This is a genomic window from Aequoribacter sp. (genome assembly GCF_965659035.1).
Lineage (GTDB): Bacteria > Pseudomonadota > Gammaproteobacteria > Pseudomonadales > Halieaceae > Aequoribacter.
In genome coordinates this window covers 1-19061 of sequence record NZ_CBFHWH010000038.1, presented here as the reverse complement: position 1 = coordinate 19061, position 19061 = coordinate 1, and the positions used below count along the sequence as shown (strand labels likewise).

Annotated in this window: 13 protein-coding genes; 6 read left to right on the top strand and 7 right to left on the bottom strand. The window is 52.1% G+C overall.

All coding sequences use genetic code 11. The features are described 5' to 3' along the window. Positions 1–360: SIMPL domain-containing protein (locus ACTF5Z_RS07320; RefSeq protein WP_438985071.1), on the top strand; the 360-nt coding region annotated here is incomplete at its 5' end. Here ACTF5Z_RS07320 and ACTF5Z_RS07315 read toward each other — a convergent pair. From ACTF5Z_RS07315 to malQ, 7 genes are read right to left on the bottom strand one after another with little or no spacing between them, the layout of a single operon-like run. Beyond that, positions 357–1895: a glycogen synthase gene (locus ACTF5Z_RS07315; RefSeq protein ID WP_438985070.1), complete on the bottom strand. Its 1539-nt coding sequence runs from the start codon at positions 1893–1895 to the stop codon at positions 357–359. The genes ACTF5Z_RS07320 and ACTF5Z_RS07315 overlap by 4 nt on opposite strands. 10 nt (positions 1896–1905) lie before the next feature. Beyond that, positions 1906–3546 carry an alpha-D-glucose phosphate-specific phosphoglucomutase gene (locus ACTF5Z_RS07310; protein ID WP_438985069.1) on the bottom strand — a complete coding sequence of 547 codons (1641 nt, stop codon included), beginning with the start codon at positions 3544–3546 and terminating at the stop codon, positions 1906–1908. Positions 3547–3563: 17 nt separating this feature from the next. Continuing rightward, positions 3564–4826: a glucose-1-phosphate adenylyltransferase gene (glgC, locus tag ACTF5Z_RS07305; RefSeq protein ID WP_009574389.1), complete on the bottom strand. Its 1263-nt coding sequence runs from the start codon at positions 4824–4826 to the stop codon at positions 3564–3566. Between the two features lie 17 nt (positions 4827–4843). Then, complete coding sequence (locus tag ACTF5Z_RS07300) at positions 4844–7300, bottom strand: glycogen/starch/alpha-glucan phosphorylase (protein ID WP_438985068.1); 2457 nt, start codon at positions 7298–7300, stop codon at positions 4844–4846. 20 nt (positions 7301–7320) lie between these two features. After that, positions 7321–9399: a glycogen debranching protein GlgX gene (gene glgX, locus ACTF5Z_RS07295; protein WP_438985067.1), complete on the bottom strand. Its 2079-nt coding sequence runs from the start codon at positions 9397–9399 to the stop codon at positions 7321–7323. Then, positions 9351–11528 (bottom strand): 1,4-alpha-glucan branching protein GlgB, encoded by a 2178-nt coding sequence (glgB, locus tag ACTF5Z_RS07290; RefSeq protein ID WP_438985066.1) that lies wholly within the window; start codon positions 11526–11528, stop codon positions 9351–9353. The genes glgX and glgB overlap by 49 nt, the downstream gene beginning before the upstream one ends. A 15-nt stretch (positions 11529–11543) precedes the next feature. Further along, the gene (gene malQ, locus ACTF5Z_RS07285) at positions 11544–13595 is read right to left on the bottom strand and encodes a 4-alpha-glucanotransferase (protein WP_438985065.1); all 2052 of its coding nucleotides are present in this window, start codon (positions 13593–13595) and stop codon (positions 11544–11546) included. A gap of 165 nt (positions 13596–13760) precedes the next feature. On the opposite strand from malQ, the gene ACTF5Z_RS07280 reads away from it, so the two are divergent. From ACTF5Z_RS07280 to ACTF5Z_RS07260, 5 genes are all read left to right on the top strand, one after another. Continuing rightward, positions 13761–15389 (top strand): S41 family peptidase, encoded by a 1629-nt coding sequence (locus tag ACTF5Z_RS07280; protein WP_438985064.1) that lies wholly within the window; start codon positions 13761–13763, stop codon positions 15387–15389. A gap of 63 nt (positions 15390–15452) precedes the next feature. Next, positions 15453–16097 (top strand): guanylate kinase, encoded by a 645-nt coding sequence (gene gmk / locus ACTF5Z_RS07275; RefSeq protein WP_423849274.1) that lies wholly within the window; start codon positions 15453–15455, stop codon positions 16095–16097. Between the two features lie 55 nt (positions 16098–16152). Continuing rightward, positions 16153–16410, top strand: coding sequence for a DNA-directed RNA polymerase subunit omega (rpoZ, locus tag ACTF5Z_RS07270; RefSeq protein ID WP_009577094.1), 258 nt, complete (start codon positions 16153–16155; stop codon positions 16408–16410). 10 nt (positions 16411–16420) lie between these two features. Then, on the top strand, positions 16421–18529 hold the full coding sequence (locus ACTF5Z_RS07265) for a RelA/SpoT family protein (RefSeq protein WP_438985063.1): 2109 nt from the start codon (positions 16421–16423) through the stop codon (positions 18527–18529). Between the two features lie 11 nt (positions 18530–18540). Beyond that, entirely contained in the window at positions 18541–18924 is a 384-nt protein-coding gene (locus ACTF5Z_RS07260) for a RidA family protein (RefSeq protein WP_009577092.1), read from the top strand. The last annotated feature ends 137 nt before the right edge of the window (positions 18925–19061 follow it).

Here is a 19061-nt window from a genome sequence, read left to right as displayed (position 1 = left end):
GTAATCTTAAAAGACATCGGTTTGTTACAGACTATTATTGAGGGTGGTTTAACAGCAGGGGTTACGCGATTGTCTCCCCCGCGTTTATTTCACAGCGAACAACACGAACTCGAACGCAAAGTGCTAGCGCTCGCCGTAAAAGATGCACAAACAAATGCCGAAGCAGCGGCAACAGCTTTGAACGTCAGTATCGGAAGCCCGCTAGCCATCGAAGCGCAAAACAATAGCTCAACGCCAAGACCTGAGTTTCGGTCAGTCGCCATGATGGCAGTAGACGGTGCAGAGTCGGTAGACACTCAGCTAAGCGGACAAATTGAAATTGCCCTGCGCGTCACAGCACGGTTTGCGCTGATCCCCTAAACGTAAATCGACTGTCGGTACTGTTTAGCGATTTTCGACCACTCAAATCGCACCTTCGAAGCCGCTTCTCGAATGAGTCGATAGCGACTTGGATTCATGTAAAACAGTTCCATTGCATAGGTCACCGTACCCACCAATTCTAGTGACTGGGCGCGTGGATTGGCGCCGTTAAACAAAAAACCTGTTTCGTTGTCGATAATGGTGTCACGCAAACCGCCAACGGCGTGCGCTACCACGGGCTGGCCGGCGCGCATTGCAAGCAGCTGACTAATGCCGCAAGGTTCGAACGAACTCGGCATTAAAAACAAATCGCCACCAGCATACAAAATGGTCCCAAGCGCTTCGGAGTAGCCTCGCAAAAACAAAAAATTATCATGCGCTTTGGCAGTTTCGAATAAAAATGTCTCGTAGGCCGCATCACCACTGCCGGTCATAATTAGCTTGGCGTCGGGTGGCAGTTGGGTCAAAATTTGTGCCAACGATGATGTCTGTGGCGTCAGACCTTCGCGCAAGATTCTTAATTTTTGGTCCGTTGCGCGACCCACAGAAGTCAGCACGCAGGTCGGACTTGGTTGCGACTTCCATTTCGCGATACGCGACAGCGCCAACGCGTGAACGTCAGCAGCTTCGGCTAGACTCCAAGCCGTTACTGCCTGCTCAGCTACAGCAAGCATGCGCTTCCAGCTCGGTATCTTTTTGGGGGTGTCGGCATAGTCGCAACCATTTAGGACGCCAACTAAGCGATCCTCCGCTGCTGCCGCCCGCAGATCTCGATCGAGTCCTTCACCACCATAAAACCCCAATTTTTCGTTGGTAGGCTCTTGGATCTCTAGTATGTAAGAAGGCGAGACCGTATGAATGGTGTCGCACAGATTGATTGCTGCACGAACAGGATTAATGCAATCGGGATACCGCAAATCCATAACTTGGTGATCAACCGCACCAAAATCAGGGAACCAGGTTTTCAGAGCACTGGGATTGCCATCGACTGGCCGAATACCCTGCAAAGCCAAATTGTGAATGGTGTACACCAAGCGCTGGGTGCGCTCTGCTTGATAGCGTGAATGGTAACGCAGAAGCATCGCAACAAAGGCGGCGTGCCAGTCATGCAGGTGTACAAAATCTAAAACGCCAAAATGGCGGTGCAATAACAATTCACAGACCGCGGCCGAAAATAGCGCAAACTTGGTGGCATCGGTAGCAAATGGCTGCGAGTCAGGGTCGTGGCAATACACTCTGCCCACGCCTTGTGGTGCCAGCAAAGGACTATCGATAATCCACAAGTCGACGCCATTACCTGTCTCAATTTTCGCCAGAGTTACGGTCTCGACTGTGCCGGCAAAGGGCACATCTAAGTGTCCCACTAATTCTGCTTGCTCGAGCTTTGAAAACGCTTGATAGCCTGGCATAACCACTTGAACTGACGCACCTGTCGCCGCCAATGCCGGCGGTAAATCTCGCACGACATCGCCAATACCACCAACCTTACCACCAGGCAAAGTTCCGTTCTCGGCGGCCACCATCAAAATATTCATTTGCGTGTACTCAAGTAATTACGTCCGGCGCATCCCGCCCAGTGAAGTGTTTTATGTTTAATATGGCCTCGGATGCTGCAAACAAGGGCTCCAAGTACCGCTGAGCATACACACTGAAATACGCGGGGTCACGCTCGTGCTGATCGTAATACACTCGAAGTGTAGCGCCCGATGTGCCCGTGCCAGATAGACGCACTACAATACGCGCATCATTTTCAAACACGATGCGCACACCCTGATTGTAGCTTTCGCTGTCATCCACGGGGTCGCGGTAGGAAAAATTATCAGCACTAGCGACCACCAAATCACCGAACGTCTGTCCGGGTAAACTATCAAGGCGACCGGTGAGCGCTTGCATCAAGGCATTGGCGTGGTCGCTATCGATGCCTTCATAATCATGCCGCGAGAAAAAGTCGCGCCCGAAGCGTTCCCAGTGATCGCGAACAATCGAGCGTGCCGGCTGTGCTCGCACGGCGATCAAATTTAACCAGAATAATACTGCCCACAAACCGTCTTTTTCGCGTATATGGCTTGAACCCGTCCCAAAGCTTTCTTCGCCACACAGCGTAATGCGACCAGCGTCCATCAGATTGCCGAAAAACTTCCAACCCGTGGGCGTTTCAAAAAACTCGATATCTAAATTTGCAGCCACGCGATCAACCGCACGTGAGGTGGGCAGCGAGCGCGCCACACCGGCCAAACCCCCAGAGTATCCAGGGACTAAGTGTGCGTTGGCAGTCAGCACCGCCAGCGAATCGCAAGGATTAATGTAAAATCCAGTGCCCAAGACCATATTGCGATCCCCATCGCCGTCAGAGGCCGCACCAAAAGCGATCATTTCATCGCCGTTTAGCAGGTCGACTAAGTCTTTGGCGTGAACCAAATTCGGATCGGGGTGTTCACCCCCAAAGTCTTCTTTAGGTTCGGCATTCATTAAGGTAGTTTCGGGGGCACCTAGACGATTGACTAAGATCTCGCGCGCGTAAGGGCCGGTGACGGCGTGCATGGCATCAAAGCGCAGCTGAAATCGAGGATTCGTCAACAGCTCTTTAATCGCTTCAAAGTCAAAGAGAACTTCCATTAAGTCAGCGTAAATAGCAACCGGGTCAAGCACTTCGATCACCGTGCCCGCAAGCGAAGTTTCACCAAGAATATCCAAGTCGGTTTCACCGGCGCCCTGAAGCGTGCGATACCGCTGAAGCACTTTGGTTTCTTCAAAAATGGCATTGGTCATCGACTCGACCGCTGGACCACCATTAGCACCATTGAACTTAATACCAAAGTCACCGTTGGGACCGCCCGGGTTATGACTGGCCGACAGAATCAAACCGCCATCGGCGCCTCGGGCGCGAATCACCGCCGACGCCGCAGGTGTCGACAAGATTCCGCCTTGCCCGACAATAACGCGTGCAAACCCATTAGCGGCTGCCATGTGAATAATGGTTTGTGCTGCGGCTCTATTGTAAAATCGGCCATCTCCGCCCAAGACCAAGGTTTTACCTTGGCCACCGCCAATCACGTTAAAAGTAGACTGCACAAAATTTTCTAGATAATGCGCTTGCTGAAATACGCTCACTTGTTTTCGTAAGCCCGAGGTGCCGGGCTTTTGATCAGCAAACTGTGTCGTCGTTACGTCCACAACTTGTGTCATTACTGTATCCTCTTAAATTAGGCGTAGCCTTCGGGCTGCCCCAGCATTCCGCGGGTAATCAACACTCGACCTTTAGGCGACACCCTAAATCCATTGGCTTTGTCCTGTTCAATATCAAAGCCCACCTCCAAACCGTCTGGCACACGGACACCTCTGTCCACGATGACGTTGCGCAATTTCACGCCACGGCCAATATCAACGCCTGGCAATATCACGCTTGACTCGATCATACCGTGGGAGTGTATGTGCACATTAGAAAACACAACCGATCGCCGAACCGTGCTGCCTGAGATAATACAGCCACCGGACACGACCGAATCGATCGCCTCACCACGGCGACCATCGTAGTCATGCACAAATTTTGCGGGGGGCAGCTGCTCTTGATAGGTCCAGATCGGCCAGTCGGGATCATACATGTTTAACGCTGGCGTAGCATGTACCAACTCCATGTTGGCTTCCCAAAACGAGTCCAAAGTACCCACGTCGCGCCAGTAACCCTGCCCGCCGGTCTGTGAATCCCGAAACGGATAGGCTTGCACATGCGCGCGTTCGATCATTGACGGAATAATATCGTTACCAAAATCGTGGCTCGATTTGGCGCTTGCGGCATCTTCGAGCAGCAAGTCAAACAGCATACGAGTGTTAAAAATATAGTTGCCCATCGAAGCCAAACAGATGCCGGGGCTACCCGGAATTTCAGCGGGCTCGGCGGGTTTTTCTTGGAAACTCTTCACGCGCATGGTTTCATCGACTTCCAACACGCCAAAGGCGCCCGCAGCCTCTTCAACTGGCACCTCCAAACAGCAGACTGACATATCGGCACCGCTTTCAACATGGCGGACCAACATAGCACCGTAGTCCATCTTGTAAACGTGATCGCCCGACAGAATAAGCACGTACTCGGGCTTTTCCGCACGGATAATATCCAAATTCTGGTAGATGGCGTCCGCGGTCCCTTGGTACCAATCATCCGAATAACGTTGACTCGCGGGCAAAATTTCGACGAATTCGCCCAGCTCTTTCTTAAAATGGCTCCAACCGCGAACGATATGACGCACTAGTGAATGTGATTTGTACTGAGTTAAAACACCGACGCGGCGAACGCCAGAATTAATGCAGTTAGACAAAGGAAAATCGATAATCCGATATTTGCCCCCAAAATAGAGCGCAGGCTTTGCTCGCCAATTGGTCAGTTCAAACAAGCGCGAGCCGCGCCCTCCCGCCAGCACTAAAGCCAGCGTATTTTTTGTTAAACGGCTAACGTAACGCGGATTATCCATTCCTATTGCTCCATTGATTAACTCACTTTGCGCACAGCCTCCGGTGCCCGATACCAGATGTCGTCGCGGTATTCAGAAATTGTGCGGTCACTTGAGAAGCGGCCACTAGTAGCGGTGTTGAGTACCGCCATTCGCGCCCACTGGGTTTTATCTTTATAAGTACATGCAGCTTGCTCTTGCGCTTTACAATAATCACTAAAATCTGCCGCTGTCATCCACGGATCGGTGGAAGCGGTCAAGGCTGCGATAATCGGGTCAAAAATGCCCGGCTCGAACAATGAAAAATGCCCACTTTGCAGCAAAGACATCACGGCTTGAAAGTTGGGGTCAGCATCAATGTACTGCTGCGGGTTATAGTTTTGGCGTGTTTGGGCCACTTCATGTGCCTCTAAACCAAACAGGAAGAAATTATCAGCACCAACGGCGTCTCGGATCTCGATATTGGCACCGTCTAAGGTGCCGATCGTCAGTGCGCCATTCATCATAAATTTCATGTTACCTGTGCCAGAGGCTTCTTTACCTGCGGTCGATATTTGCTCGGATAAATCCGTTCCAGGACAGATAATTTCCATCGCTGAAACGTTGTAGTTCGGCAAGAATGCCACCTTCAACCACTGATTAGCTTGTTCATCTTGAGCGATGGTATGCGCCACATTGTTAATTAACTTAATAATTAACTTTGCCATGACATAACCCGGCGCGGCCTTACCGCCAATCAATACACATCGCGGTGTCATAGAGGCAGTATCGCCTTTGCGAATGCGGTCGTACAGTGAAATCACATGAAGAATATTTAACAGCTGACGCTTGTATTCATGAATCCGTTTTACCTGCACATCAAACATCCAAGAGGGGTCGAACTCGATGCCCGTCTTCTTTGCGACCAGGGTCGCGAGTGCCTGTTTATTCGCGTATTTAACGTCCATGAAGCGCTCGCAGAAAGCGGTATCGTCCGCATAGGGAATTAGCTGGTCAAGCTGGCTTAGATCACGAATCCAGTCATCCCCAATGGTTTCGGTGATCAGGTCTCGCAAGCCTGGATTACAGTTCGCCAACCACCGGCGCGGAGTTACACCATTGGTTTTGTTATTGAACTTGTGCGGCCATAACGCATAGAACTCAGCAAACAAACCTTGCTTGAGTAAGTCCGTGTGCAAGGCGGCTACACCGTTAACCGAATAAGAACCCACAATGGCCAAATGCGCCATACGCACAGCGCGCTCGGGGGTTTCTTGGATAATAGACAGACGCCGCTGTTTATCCACGTCGCCAGGCCAGCGTTGTGCCACCACCTGCAAAAAGCGCGCATTAATTTCGTAGATAATTTCCAATAGGCGCGGCAGCAGATGCTCGAATAAAGATACCGACCACGTCTCCAGAGCCTCGGGCAGTAAGGTATGGTTAGTATACGCCATCGTGGATTCTGTCAGCGTCCAAGCCTCTTGCCACCCTAGACCGTGCTCGTCCATCAACAGACGCATAAGCTCAGCCACAGCGATAGTGGGGTGTGTGTCATTAAGCTGCACCGCATGCTTTTCGGCAAAGCCTGAAAAGTCATGGCCTTTGCGGCTAATCCAGCGGTGCAGGATGTCCTGAAGACTTGCGGACGCTAAGAAATATTGCTGACGCAAGCGCAGGATCTTACCGGCCTCGCTGGCATCGTTGGGATACAAGACCATGGTAATCTGCTCGGCTTCGGTCTTTTTGCTAACCGCATCGGTGTACGAGCCCGAGTTAAATTCACCCAAATTAAATTCTTCGGTCGCCGAGGCCTTCCAAAGGCGCAGCGTATTCACCGTATCGTTGTTGTAACCCGGTATAGGAATGTCATAAGGAATAGCTAGCACGTCCTCAGTAGCGATCCAACGGCGACACTCACGGCCTTGTGCATCGTGCTCGACGACGACGCGCCCAAAAAAAGGCACGCGACGCGTATTCTCAGGACTTTCTACTTCCCAAGGGTTACCATCACGCAACCACTGATCTGGAGCTTCTTGTTGGTACCCATCGACGATTTTTTGATGGAACATGCCAAATTGATAACGAATCCCGTAGCCCGTAACGGGAATTTCGAGTGTTGCGCAGCTGTCCAAGAAACACGCAGCCAAGCGCCCCAAACCGCCATTGCCAAGACCGGCATCGAGTTCTTCTGTCTCTAAAGTTTCCAAATCGCAGGCGTAGTCTTGTAGCGCCGCTCTAGCTTGATCTTCCAAATCTAGGTTAGCTAAAGCATTGTGTAGGGTCCTGCCCATTAGAAACTCTAAAGACAAGTAGCTCACGCGCTTGGGCTCTTCCCGACGATAACGCTCGCGCGTTTCGCGCCAACGGCTCACAAGCTGATCGCGCACCGCTAGCGCCATCGATTGATACAAATAATGACGACTGTAGTTCGTATCGCCGCGCCCCAAAGTCAAGTCAAAGTGGCGTTTGAGATCTTGTTTTAAGTTTAGTGCGGAAGGTTTCGAAGTAGGCATTGTTTAGTCCATCGTATTCTTTAATCAATAGTCGAGTGGCTAGCCGCATTAGGCAACCACCATAGCTGTAGAGTTTTCGGGGTAATTTGTGTCAGCCCGCGGCGAGTTCGCACACTAGGCTCGTAGGAGTTTAATAAACATTGCCAGTCACCAGTCTGCGGCAACTGGGCACTCGATAATTCGTTGGAGGCGTTGATGACAACACACAATTCGCCGCCATCAAGATCTGGTAGCGTGCACTGTAAGCCATGTAAATGCGGCTGGTGCCAATCCGCATCTGTTAATGTCTTTCCATCTAATCTATACCAACACCAGTCGTCATGATGATAACTGTCTTGACGCAAGGCCTGGAAGCGTTTTCGGCACGCAATAACATCCGTCACCCACTGCTTCATGTCCCGTTCTGCGTCACTCCAATCCCAGCTCAGCCAAGTCATTTCATTGTCTTGGCAGTACGCATTGTTGTTGCCATACTGCGTATTCAAACGCTCATCGCCCGCCAAAAGCATCGGGACACCCTGCGCTAGTAGGGTAGTCGCTACCAGATTGCGAACATGACGTCGCCGCTGTTCGATAATCTGTGGATTATCAGTCGCACCCTCGACGCCATAATTCAACGACAAATTGTGACGATGGCCATCGCGGTTGTTTTCTAAATTCGCAAGGTTGTCTGGCTCGGCATAAGAGACGAGATCGAGTGCGGTAAAGCCATCGTGGCTGGTCACAAAATTCACCGATCCGCTCGAGTTTCGCCGAGAGTTTTCAAAAACCTCCGCCGAACCGTGTAAGGCCTGAGCGAAGGCAGAGGCCGAGGCAGGATCACCTCGCCAGAATGCTCGTACAGAATCGCGAAAGCGGTCGTTCCACTCGGAAAAATAGCGCGGAAAGCCACCCAACTGATACCCTGAGGGCCCGATATCCCAAGGCTCTGCAACCCAAACACCCGAGCGCAGCACAGGGTCCTGGGCAATGGCTACCAGCAAAGGGTGATCCGTATTAAAACCGTGCCGATCACGCCCCATCACCGTCGCCAAATCAAAACGACAACCCGCGACACCGATGTCCGTCAGCCAATATCTGAGCGCGTCACAAGCCAGCTGCACCACTCGGGGGTGTGCAAAATTTAAGGTATTACCACAGCCGGTGTGATTGTCGTAAGCACACGAGTCAAGGTCTAGTGTGTAGTAGGCACGATTGTCCAAACCGCGCCAACTTAGCGTTGAGCCTTCGGCATCGCCCTCTGCGGTATGGTTGAACACCATGTCGATCAGAACGTCGATGCCGGCGTCACGCAACGCACTGACCGCCTGCGTAAGCTCTGCCTTGGCGACACTCGGTTCGCTGGCGTAGCCTTGATGCACTGCAAAAAAGCTGTAGGGGTTATATCCCCAATAATTTCGTAAACCTTTGGCTGTTAAAAATGGTTCATCCGCAAAGCACTGTACTGGCATCAACTCTAAGGTGTTAACGCCCAAATGTTGCAGATAGGCAATACTGGCTGGGTGGGCTAAGCCAGCGTAGGTGCCGCGCAAGACCTCGGGCAGATCCGGATTCTTGTAAGAAAACCCTTTAACATGAGCTTCATAAATAATCCTGTCTGTCATAAGCATGGGTGTTGATGCCGCGCTTATTGAAGCGTTTGGAGGAGACTGGAATCGACATTTTGGTGTGCTATCCGCCGTTTCAAACTCGTGTATGGACAGATGTTCTGGGGCAATGACCAAATCGCGGGTGAATTCTTGCGCGTAGGGGTCCAGTAGCGCCTTGTTCTGATCAAACCATAGCCCACTACTCTGATCACGCGCGCCGTAGGCTCGGTAAATGTAGGTCCAATTCTGCGGGACATTATTAAGCTTTGCACACCAAACGCCCGACACATGCCGAGTCAACTTAACGCGCGCTTGCGACACACGTCCTGTGGCGTCAAAGAACTCAACATCGACCGCTGAGGCATCATCCGAAAATACCGCTACATTTAATCCACCCGAGCACCAAACAGCCCCCAATTGTAAAGGGTTGCCAGATTCAATGCTCAAGGCGCCAGTCATACTCAGCGCACCACCAGCCAGACAGTGGCCAAAGGTGGCAAAGTTAAACATATCGATTGTTCACAACCATCCCATGGCATCGGCTCAAGGCGTGGGCTTGGCTTGACATCAGAACCCCCAAAAGACGCGTCATCGCTGTTCAGAAGCACCTGTGGTTGCCCCATGCTCGGCGCGCCAACCCGATAGTCGTGCACGACGGTCGGGGTATAGTTACACACCACGATCACTTGCTGCGCATTGGGTGCCGAGCGCACCCAAGCCAAAATGGATTGGTCTTTGTTGTGGGCTTGCAGCCAGCAAAAACCCTCAGCATCTTGGTCGGCCTCATACAAAGCAGGGTATTGGGTGTAAAGCTGATTTAATCGAGCGACATAGTCCATTAACTGGCGGTGCTCTGCTCGCTCCAGTAAGTACCAATCGAGGCCGTGATCGTGATTCCACTCGCGATACTGACCAAATTCCATCCCCATAAACAGGAGTTTCTTACCTGGATGGGCCCACATGTAGGCCCAATAGGCGCGTAAATTAGCGCGCTTTTGCCAATCGTCGCCGGGCATTTTGTTCAGCAAAGAACCCTTGCCGTGAACGCATTCATCGTGACTGATCGATAAGATAAAGTTCTCGTCGCGGGCATAGACCATACTAAAGGTCATGTCATCGTGGTGATACGCTCGGTGGATCGGGTCTTTGCTTATGTAGCGCAGCGTATCGTTCATCCAACCCATATTCCACTTGTAGCCAAAACCCAGACCACCTTGGTCAACAGGATGACTCACGCCGGGCCATGCCGTGGACTCCTCGGCAATCATCATAATGCCGGGATGATTGGCGTACATCAGGCTATTTAGAGCCTGCAAAAACGCAACCGCCTCTAAATTTTCTCGACCGCCGTGCTCGTTCGGAATCCACTCGCCCTCAGCACGACTGTAATCTAAATACAGCATCGAGGCGACCGCATCGACTCGCAGACCATCAATGTGACACTCGCTCAACCAAAAATCGGCATTGGATAACAAAAAGCTACGCACCTCATTGCGGCCGTAATTGTAAATATAGGTGTTCCAGTCGGGATGGAACCCTCGGCGCGGATCGGCATGCTCGTACAGGGCTGTACCGTCAAATTCGGCCAAGCCATGCGGATCGGACGGAAAATGTCCCGGCACCCAATCCAGCAAAACCCCCAAACCCGCCTCATGGCAGCGATTGACGAAGGCTTTAAAATCGTCCAGCAAGCCAAATCGCGACGTCGGTGCGTAAAGACCCACGGGTTGGTAACCCCACGACCCGTCAAAAGGGTACTCGGATACCGGCATTAACTGGATGTGCGTAAAGCCCAAGGCTTTCGCGTGGCTTATGAGTCGCTCGGCAAGCTCTTCATAGCTCAAGTAATGATTGTCGTAATCACGCATCCACGAAGCGAGCTGACACTCGTATATGCTGATCGCGCTGCTCGGCGTGTGCTGCGCGCCGCGCTCTGTCATCCACTGCGCATCGGTCCACTGAAAATTGGTATTAACTGGCACCAGCGATGCCGTGGCTGGCGATCGTTCCATTTGGCGCGCATACGGATCTGCTTTTTCACGCACCACACCATCGGCGCCCATCACATGAAACTTGTAGGCCTGACCTGGCTCTGCATCGGGAATAAAAATTGCCCAGATGCCCGCATCGGGGTAGTGTTTTAAGCCATGTCTGGACGCGTCCCAACCGTTGAAATCGCCAATCACTGCAACGCGCTGGGCATTCGGTGCCCAAACTGTGAAGCGCACACCTGACACACCGCCATACTCATGATGCTGTGCACCCAACCAACGATACGCGTCAATCTGCTGGCCTTCGGCATAAAAATACTGGGCCGTCGGGTCTAGCAAATCGCCATAGGCATAGGCATCTGCTACGGGGTCGCCACCATCAAAGCTGAGCCGGTAGTCGATGGGCCGACGGCGATTTCCCAACGTTTTCTCAAAAAAACCACTGGGGTGACTCTGGGTTAAACGCGTGATTCTGCGACCCGTTTGAGCGCAGATGACATCGATTTGCTTGGCACCCGGGGCCCAAACGCGAAAACTTAAACCCTGCTCAGTCACCTGTTGCCCAAGCCAGGCAAAATGGTGATTGTAGCGCGCATCGGCGAGCGCCTGAACGCTGGCATCAAATTCACTGGTAGATTTGTTTTTCATAAGGAGTTCCTAACCCTAGACTGACGCTCGATCCAAAGCCAATTGTTCGAACAACTTCGACCAACGCCCTTGTATATCGGCTAAATCTAGCCCGGGTAATTTTCTGGACCAATTATCATATTCAAGAAATGTGCCAGGAATATTAACGGGGGTGTCGGCTCCCACTAGGTCATCTAGCTGCAAAACGACCCACGGGCTTGCGCCCTTAGCACAGAAGCGATAAATCGCTAGGCATAGTGCTTCGTCACAGGCCTGTGGCACGGCAAGATCGGGCCATACATCATGGTCGTGCAGCAGCGCGATTAATTGTTTCTTTTGTGCTGCTCGACTGTGACGCTGCGACTTGGCCGAGTGCTCATCGACCAAACCGTATTGTAGCCGCTGATCAATATCCAAACCCTGCCACCACGCACGCAGGGGCGGAACGTCATGATTGGCCACCATTAATAAGGCGTCGTCACGCTGCTCTTGGGCCGGCAAAAAACGATCAGACACATCTGTGGCAAAGTAAAACAAAGCGTTACCCAACATACCGTAATTGTGCATCATTGCACGAAAATCATCGGGCACAACCCCCAAATCTTCTCCAATGATCTGGCATTGATTGCGCTGCGACTCAAGCGCGAGTAAGGCCAGCATCTCTTCGACGTTTTGATACACATACAAGCCACTTGGTCCAAGCTCTGTTTGCACACACCACCAGACGCGCTGCAGCCACATTGCATGATCCAATCGCAAAGCACCTGCGCCGCACATGGCGCTTCGCAGTAGGGAGATAAAATGGTCATAATGTCGCGCACGCAACACGCTGGGGTTTAAAGGCGGCATTCCCCAATTTTGACCGGTGTCGGAGAAGGGGTCAGGTGGGGCGCCGATATCGGCGTTTTGAACAAATAAATCGAGGTTAGTCGCTATTTCGTGGCCGCTCCCGACCGAGGCTACCGGCAGATCGGCCATCAAACCCACCGTCATACCCTGTTCAATAGCGAAAGCTTGGCATGCCTCAAGTTGCTGCGTCGCCAGCCATTGCAAAAAGCCATGAAACTCGGTGTCACCGCTGCAAGCCTCACCAAAAGGATTGTATTGCACCTCAAAGTCGCAGAATGACCGCAGCAAAGCCCCATTATGACCCATGAAGTCTCGCCAGTGATCTAACCAAGCCGAATCTTGAGCAACAAACTCTTGGTACAGCGCGGCCAACACAGCGTATTTAAACTTTGCCACTTCACGCCACTCGACACTGGAGGTCTCTCGCAATTCGCGCGCACGCACCTCAAAGTCAGACACAAGCGCATCAGCGGGCTTATCGATACCGAGAGCATCGCAGGCGCCAGCAACATCAATGTAGAGCGGATTCAAGAAGCGGCGATCAGACGGGGCGTAGGGGCTTTTACTGTGCTCGTCTTGCCAAGCTAGGGCGGCCAATGGGTTTAAACCAATAAGATCAACACCCAAGGGCGCCAGCTGCTTAATTAACGCGCGCAGATCCGCAAAGTCGCCGACCCCCAAATTCTCTGTCAATCGCAGTGTGTACAGCTGTAAGTTAAGACCCAAGCGTCGCGCGCGTTGCTCACCTAGGTAGCAACGATCGGGGCAAACCGCTACGTCTCCGACGTAGGTGCGTTCGTCATCTAACATCAACCAAACGCGATGATAACCGATCGCAAGGCCGTCGAGTGGCAGTTGATACCGATTATAGGTGACCTCTTGGTATTGATAGTTGCCCGATATGGTAAGCGATGCGATGGGTAAATCTTGTGTTTGAAACTCACAACCGGACTCAAGTTCAACTCGGCAAGTGACCTGATAGTAGTGATGCTCAGCAGGCAAATAAAAAGACAAGCTTTGGCCTCGCACCACCGAAAAGGCGGGCAGGGGATACAGCCACGGGGCAATATCGAGCTGATACTGCTTATCTCGTCGGGTGCCATCGTCATCGGCCACGCCCATCAGCCCCAAAGCGTGTTCGCGCACGGACGCGGGGATTTGACGAGCCTGACCTCGGTAATCCAAATAGTCCCCCGAAATACCCAGGTGGTAATACAGGGTATTCAAATTCAAATCCATACAGGCACAGGGCTCCGCGGTGAGTTGTCTTATAACCGGCCAATCAGTTTAGAGTACTCCTAAGCCTAGAGCACGGAGCTACATACCTATTCACAGAAAAATCTGACCGTTTCCGATGTTCGTATTACACTGCAATACGCCCTTAGATATTGTGGAGCACAGATCATGCAAGCGCTACGGACATTGATCATTTCTGCCGCGTCTATCGCCCTGTTGAACGCGTGTGGGGGCGGGGGCGGCTCTGGCGGCTCGAATCCTCCGGTCAACTCGCCCGATAATGGATGGGTGGCTGGCGTGTACGATGACGCCAGCCAATTTGAAAATCAGTGTGCCAATCCGCGATCAGGCACCGATCCGGACACCGGTAATTTATACCCAGACCGTCAGGGCAGCGCGATAGACGAAAAAAATTGGTTGCGCTCATGGAGCAACGATACCTATCTCTGGTACCAAGAACTCCCCGATCTAAACCCAGAAAACGACTATTCCGAGTTCGTCACTGAACGCTTCCCGACCGAACCTAACGGCTATTTTAGCCAACTTAAAACAACCGCAACCACACCCAGCGGAAAACCCAAAGACAGCTATCACTTTGTTCTTGATTCGCAGACTTGGTACGAGCTATCACAAGGCGGCGTCTCGTTTGGCTACGGCATTGAATTTGCGGTGTTAGTGTCATCGCCACCGCGCGACGTTCGCATCGCCTACTCACAGAACACCTCGCAAGCGGCTCAATTAGGCATGACCCGGGGCACAAAGATAATCGCTATCGACGGTGAACCTGTCCTCGATGGTGACCCCGACATACTGAACGCCGGCTTGAGCCCTGATGTCGCTGGCGAGGAGCACGACTTTGAAGTTTTATTGCCCGGTGCATTAGAGACGCAGACATTTACACTGACTGCAGCCGAGGTCGCAATAGACCCTCTGCAAAATGTCAAAGTCATTCCCACCGCGACAGGTAATGTCGGTTACATGGCCTTCCACGACCACATAGCGCCCGCCGAACTCGCGTTAATTAACGCCATTCAATCGCTCAGTCAGCAGGGAATCAACGACTTGGTGATTGATCTTCGCTACAACGGCGGCGGTTACCTTGATATTGCATCTGAGCTGGGCTACATGATCGCAGGCAACGCAACCTTGAACAGAACCTTCGAACTGCTGCAGTTCAACGACAAGTATCCCAACGTGAACCCCGTCACCGGTCAAACCATCAGACCCATTCCCTTTCACACACGAGCTCAAGGTTTTTCGGCACCCGAGAATCAGCCTTTACCCACGCTTGGCGACAGTTTAAATCGTGTATTTTTATTGACCGGCTCTGGCACGTGTTCTGCCAGCGAAGCTCTCATCAACGGGTTGCGCGGCATCAACTTCGATGTGATTCAAATTGGGGCAACGACCTGCGGTAAACCCTATGGCTATTACCCCACGCCAAACTGCGGTAGCACCTATTTTACGGTGCAATTCAAAGGCGTTAACGCTGCCGGATTTGGTGACTACCCTGACGGGTTCACGCCCAGTGTCGGAGGCGACCTAGGCGGCACTGAAGTCACCGGTTGCGCTGTTACCGATGACTTCAATCACGCCTTGGGCGACCCAGCGGAAGCGCGTTTGGCCGCGGCCTTATATTATCGTGATAACGACTCGTGCCCACCCGAACTGGGCGTGCAATTTGGGCCCAGCGGTGGCAATGATGGCCCCCTAGGAACAGGAGGAGAGGCAATAAGGCTCTCGCCTGAAGAGCCCAAGATACTCAAAACGCCAGCACGGCGCATGCGACTGCTTTAAGCGCTTGAGACCTGCGAGAGCTTCAGCCATACTGAGGCTCTTGCGAGAATTCCTGAAGTTGCCATGCAAAATTCCCACACCGGTTGTTTATTTACAGTTTCCGCCCCCAGTGGTGCAGGCAAAACGAGCCTTGTAAAAGCCTTGCTAGAGCAGGACTCACACCTTCAAGTGTCGGTCTCACACACCACGAGACCTATGCGTCCGGGTGAAGCCGATGGCCTTAACTATCACTTTGTCAGCCAAGCTGACTTCGCAGCCTTGCGCGACCAAGGCGGCTTTATCGAGTGCGCGGAGGTATTTGGTAATTGGTATGGCACCTCAAAGGCCTGGGTCCAAACCATGCTGGAATCGGGCTCGGACATCATTCTGGAAATTGACTGGCAAGGCGCCGAGCAAATCAAAGCGTGGTGGCCGGAAACTTGCGCCATTTTCATTTTTCCACCCTCGCACGCCACGCTCAAACAAAGATTGATAGGGCGCGGACAAGACAGTGAAGATGTCATTCAGCGGCGGTTGTCGGAGGCCGAGCTGGAGATGCAGCATTACACCCTTAGTGACTATCTAGTCATTAATGATGACTTCCAGATAGCACTACATGATTTACAAGCCATTGTTCGTGCAGAACGGCTAAAAACGGGACGACAGACCCAAGCTCAACGCGCTTTAATGTGTGATTTAATACCCAGCCTTGCGCTACGCAAGCCATAGAAAATCCTTTATACTGTCGGGCTCTGTAAATAAACCCTGTTATTAGGTATTAAAAATGGCTCGAGTCACAGTCGAAGATTGTCTAGAAAACGTGGATAATCGTTTTGAATTAGTTATGGTAGCGACCAAACGCGCACGCCAAATTGCAACGGGCGGCAAAGACCCTTTAGTTGCCGAAGAATCCGATAAACCTACCGTTATCGCATTGCGCGAAATCGCTGACGGCTTGGTCAGCGCTGCAACTCTGTCGCAAGAGGAACAACGCCAAGCTGAAGACGAACTCGCCGAAGTCATGACGGGAGTCACTCTGTAGGCCAAACCGCATGGAAGCGCTTGCTCGTTTAGACCAAACCCTGGCGGCGTACTTAAGCCCCGAACAGAGTCAAAACGTCAAGCGCGCCTTCTTCTACGCCGAACAAGCCCACTTTGGACAAACACGCCGCAGTGGAGACCCTTACGTCACACATCCGCTCGCTGTTGCCTGTATCCTTGCAGAAATGCATATGGATCCACAAAGTATCATGGCGGGCCTGTTGCATGACGTTATTGAAGACACGGGCATTAGCAAAACGGCCCTTGCCGAACAATTTGGCGACACCGTTGCCGAATTAGTCGATGGTGTTAGTAAACTCACACAAATCGAATTTAACTCTCTCGCCGAGAAACAAGCCGAGAACTTCCAGAAAATGGCTTTAGCCATGGCGCGCGACATTCGCGTAATTCTGGTGAAATTGGCAGACCGGCTACACAATATGCGCACACTTGGGGTGTTAAACCCCGCCAAAAGCCGCCGCATAGCCAAAGAGACGCTCGAGATCTATGCACCTATCGCTATGCGCTTGGGCATGAATACCGTGCGCATGGAATTTGAAGACCTAGGCTTTAAAGCCCTGCACCCGATGCGCTACGAGCGTATTATGGCAGCGCGAGCTAAAGCCCGTGGGCACCGCAAAGAGCTTGTCGAAAACATCCGCAGTCAGATCGAAGCTGCCCTGCATCGCGAAGGGCACAGCGCTACCGTAACAGGGCGTGAAAAACATCTGTACAGTATCTACCAAAAAATGAAAGAAAAGCGTAAGTCCTTTGCCGAGATCATGGACATTTACGCCTTCAGAATTATCGTGGACTCGGTCGATACCTGTTACCGCGTATTAGGCTGCGTTCACAGCATTTATAAACCCGTTCCCGGCGAGTTTACCGATTATATCGCTATGCCCAAAGCCAATGGCTACCAGTCTTTGCACACGGTGTTGCGTGGTATGCACGGCGTACCCATTGAAATCCAGATTCGTACGCGCGAAATGGAGGACATGGCGAACAACGGTATCGCGGCACATTGGCTCTACAAAAGCGACGATAAAGCCACCAATGTCAGCCAAGCCCGCGCGCGTAAATGGGTGCAAGGCTTACTCGAGATGCAACAGGTGGCGGGTAACTCTTTAGAATTTATCGAGAGCGTTAAAATCGACCTGTTCCCAGACGAAATCTACATCTTCACCCCCAAGGGTAAAATCTTGGAGCTGCCTCGTGGCGCCACACCGGTCGATTTCGCCTATGCGGTGCACACAGGTGTCGGCAATCGCTGTGTGGCTTGCCGAATTAACAACCGTTTAGCGCCGCTATCGGAACCCTTACAAAGCGGGCAAACCGTCGAGATCATTACCGCCGCTGGTGCGCGTCCAAATCCGGCATGGTTCAACTATGCCATTACCGCCAAAGCGCGAACCAATATTCGGCACTTTTTAAAGCAGCAAAAGCGCGAAGATTCAGTAGCCCTGGGCGAACGTCTCCTCGATCGAGTACTCACCACGCACGATAGCTCGATCGCCAAGCTCAAAGGGCCGACGCTCGATGCATTTTTGACAGAGCATCACTACCAAACCCTTGAGGATTTACTGGTAGATGTCGCGCAAGGCGAGCGCCTGCCGAGCATTACCGCCCAACAATTGCTGGGTAAAACCCAAGACGAAAACAGCACCGAGTCGAATGAGGCTATTGCCATCCGCGGCACCGAAGGCTTCATGGTGACCTACGCGAAATGCTGTCACCCCCTACCCGGAGACCCAATCGCGGGTTACTTAAGCTCAGAAAAAGGCATGGTGGTACATCGTGAAAACTGCAAAAACTTAGGCGAGTTCCGCGAGACGCCTGAGCGTTTAGTGGCGTTACGCTGGCATAACGAAGTTGCGGGCGATTATATCGCCGCGCTGAAAATCGAGGTAGAAAACCGACGGGGTGTTATTGCTGTCATTGCGACCCGTATTAACAGCATGGACATCAACATCGAAAAAATCGCAACCGGTGACAAAGACCCTTTATTCGCCCTAGTAGACTTAGAGCTACAAGTGCAATCGAGAGTGCACTTGGCACGAGTCATGAAACGATTACGCAATATTGACGGCGTGCGCAAAGTCACGCGCGTCAAAAACTAATAGAGGCCACAATGAACAACAAAGCCATTATCGCCACCGAAGCAGCACCCGCCGCCATCGGACCCTATTCGCAAGCCGTTAAAGTGGGCAATACCGTTTGGATTTCGGGACAAATACCGCTCGATCCCGAGACGATGACTGTCGTCGAGGGCGATATCAGTGCCCAAGCCGAGCAAGTATTCAAAAACTTAAGCGCCATTGCTGAAGCGGCCGGCGGCAGCTTAAATCATTCGGTCAAAATTAATATTTCTCTGACCGATCTGGGTGACTTTGATGCGGTTAACACCGTCATGAAATCGTTTTTTGCCGAACCTTATCCTGCAAGAGCGTGCGTGCAGGTCGCAGCGCTCCCCAAAGGAGTGGCGATCGAAGTCGAAGCGATTTTGGCGGTATAAGCGAACAAAGCTCGTCGCCTACGTTAGTCGACGACGCTGGTTTTCAATCGGTTAACAGGTACCCATCTCGATAACTCGAAAACTTTAGCCGATAGCCACTCGCGGCGAGTCGGCTATTATCAATGCGCTTGTGCTCT

Coding starts and splice junctions, on each gene's coding strand:
- ACTF5Z_RS07315 (WP_438985070.1), bottom strand. CDS start 1,895: ATGAATATTTTGATGGTGGCCGCCGAGAACGGAACTTTGCCTGGTGGT.
- ACTF5Z_RS07310 (WP_438985069.1), bottom strand. CDS start 3,546: ATGACACAAGTTGTGGACGTAACGACGACACAGTTTGCTGATCAAAAG.
- glgC (WP_009574389.1), bottom strand. CDS start 4,826: ATGGATAATCCGCGTTACGTTAGCCGTTTAACAAAAAATACGCTGGCT.
- ACTF5Z_RS07300 (WP_438985068.1), bottom strand. CDS start 7,300: ATGCCTACTTCGAAACCTTCCGCACTAAACTTAAAACAAGATCTCAAA.
- glgX (WP_438985067.1), bottom strand. CDS start 9,399: ATGTTTAACTTTGCCACCTTTGGCCACTGTCTGGCTGGTGGTGCGCTG.
- glgB (WP_438985066.1), bottom strand. CDS start 11,528: ATGAAAAACAAATCTACCAGTGAATTTGATGCCAGCGTTCAGGCGCTC.
- malQ (WP_438985065.1), bottom strand. CDS start 13,595: ATGGATTTGAATTTGAATACCCTGTATTACCACCTGGGTATTTCGGGG.
- ACTF5Z_RS07280 (WP_438985064.1), top strand. CDS start 13,761: ATGCAAGCGCTACGGACATTGATCATTTCTGCCGCGTCTATCGCCCTG.
- gmk (WP_423849274.1), top strand. CDS start 15,453: ATGCAAAATTCCCACACCGGTTGTTTATTTACAGTTTCCGCCCCCAGT.
- rpoZ (WP_009577094.1), top strand. CDS start 16,153: ATGGCTCGAGTCACAGTCGAAGATTGTCTAGAAAACGTGGATAATCGT.
- ACTF5Z_RS07265 (WP_438985063.1), top strand. CDS start 16,421: ATGGAAGCGCTTGCTCGTTTAGACCAAACCCTGGCGGCGTACTTAAGC.
- ACTF5Z_RS07260 (WP_009577092.1), top strand. CDS start 18,541: ATGAACAACAAAGCCATTATCGCCACCGAAGCAGCACCCGCCGCCATC.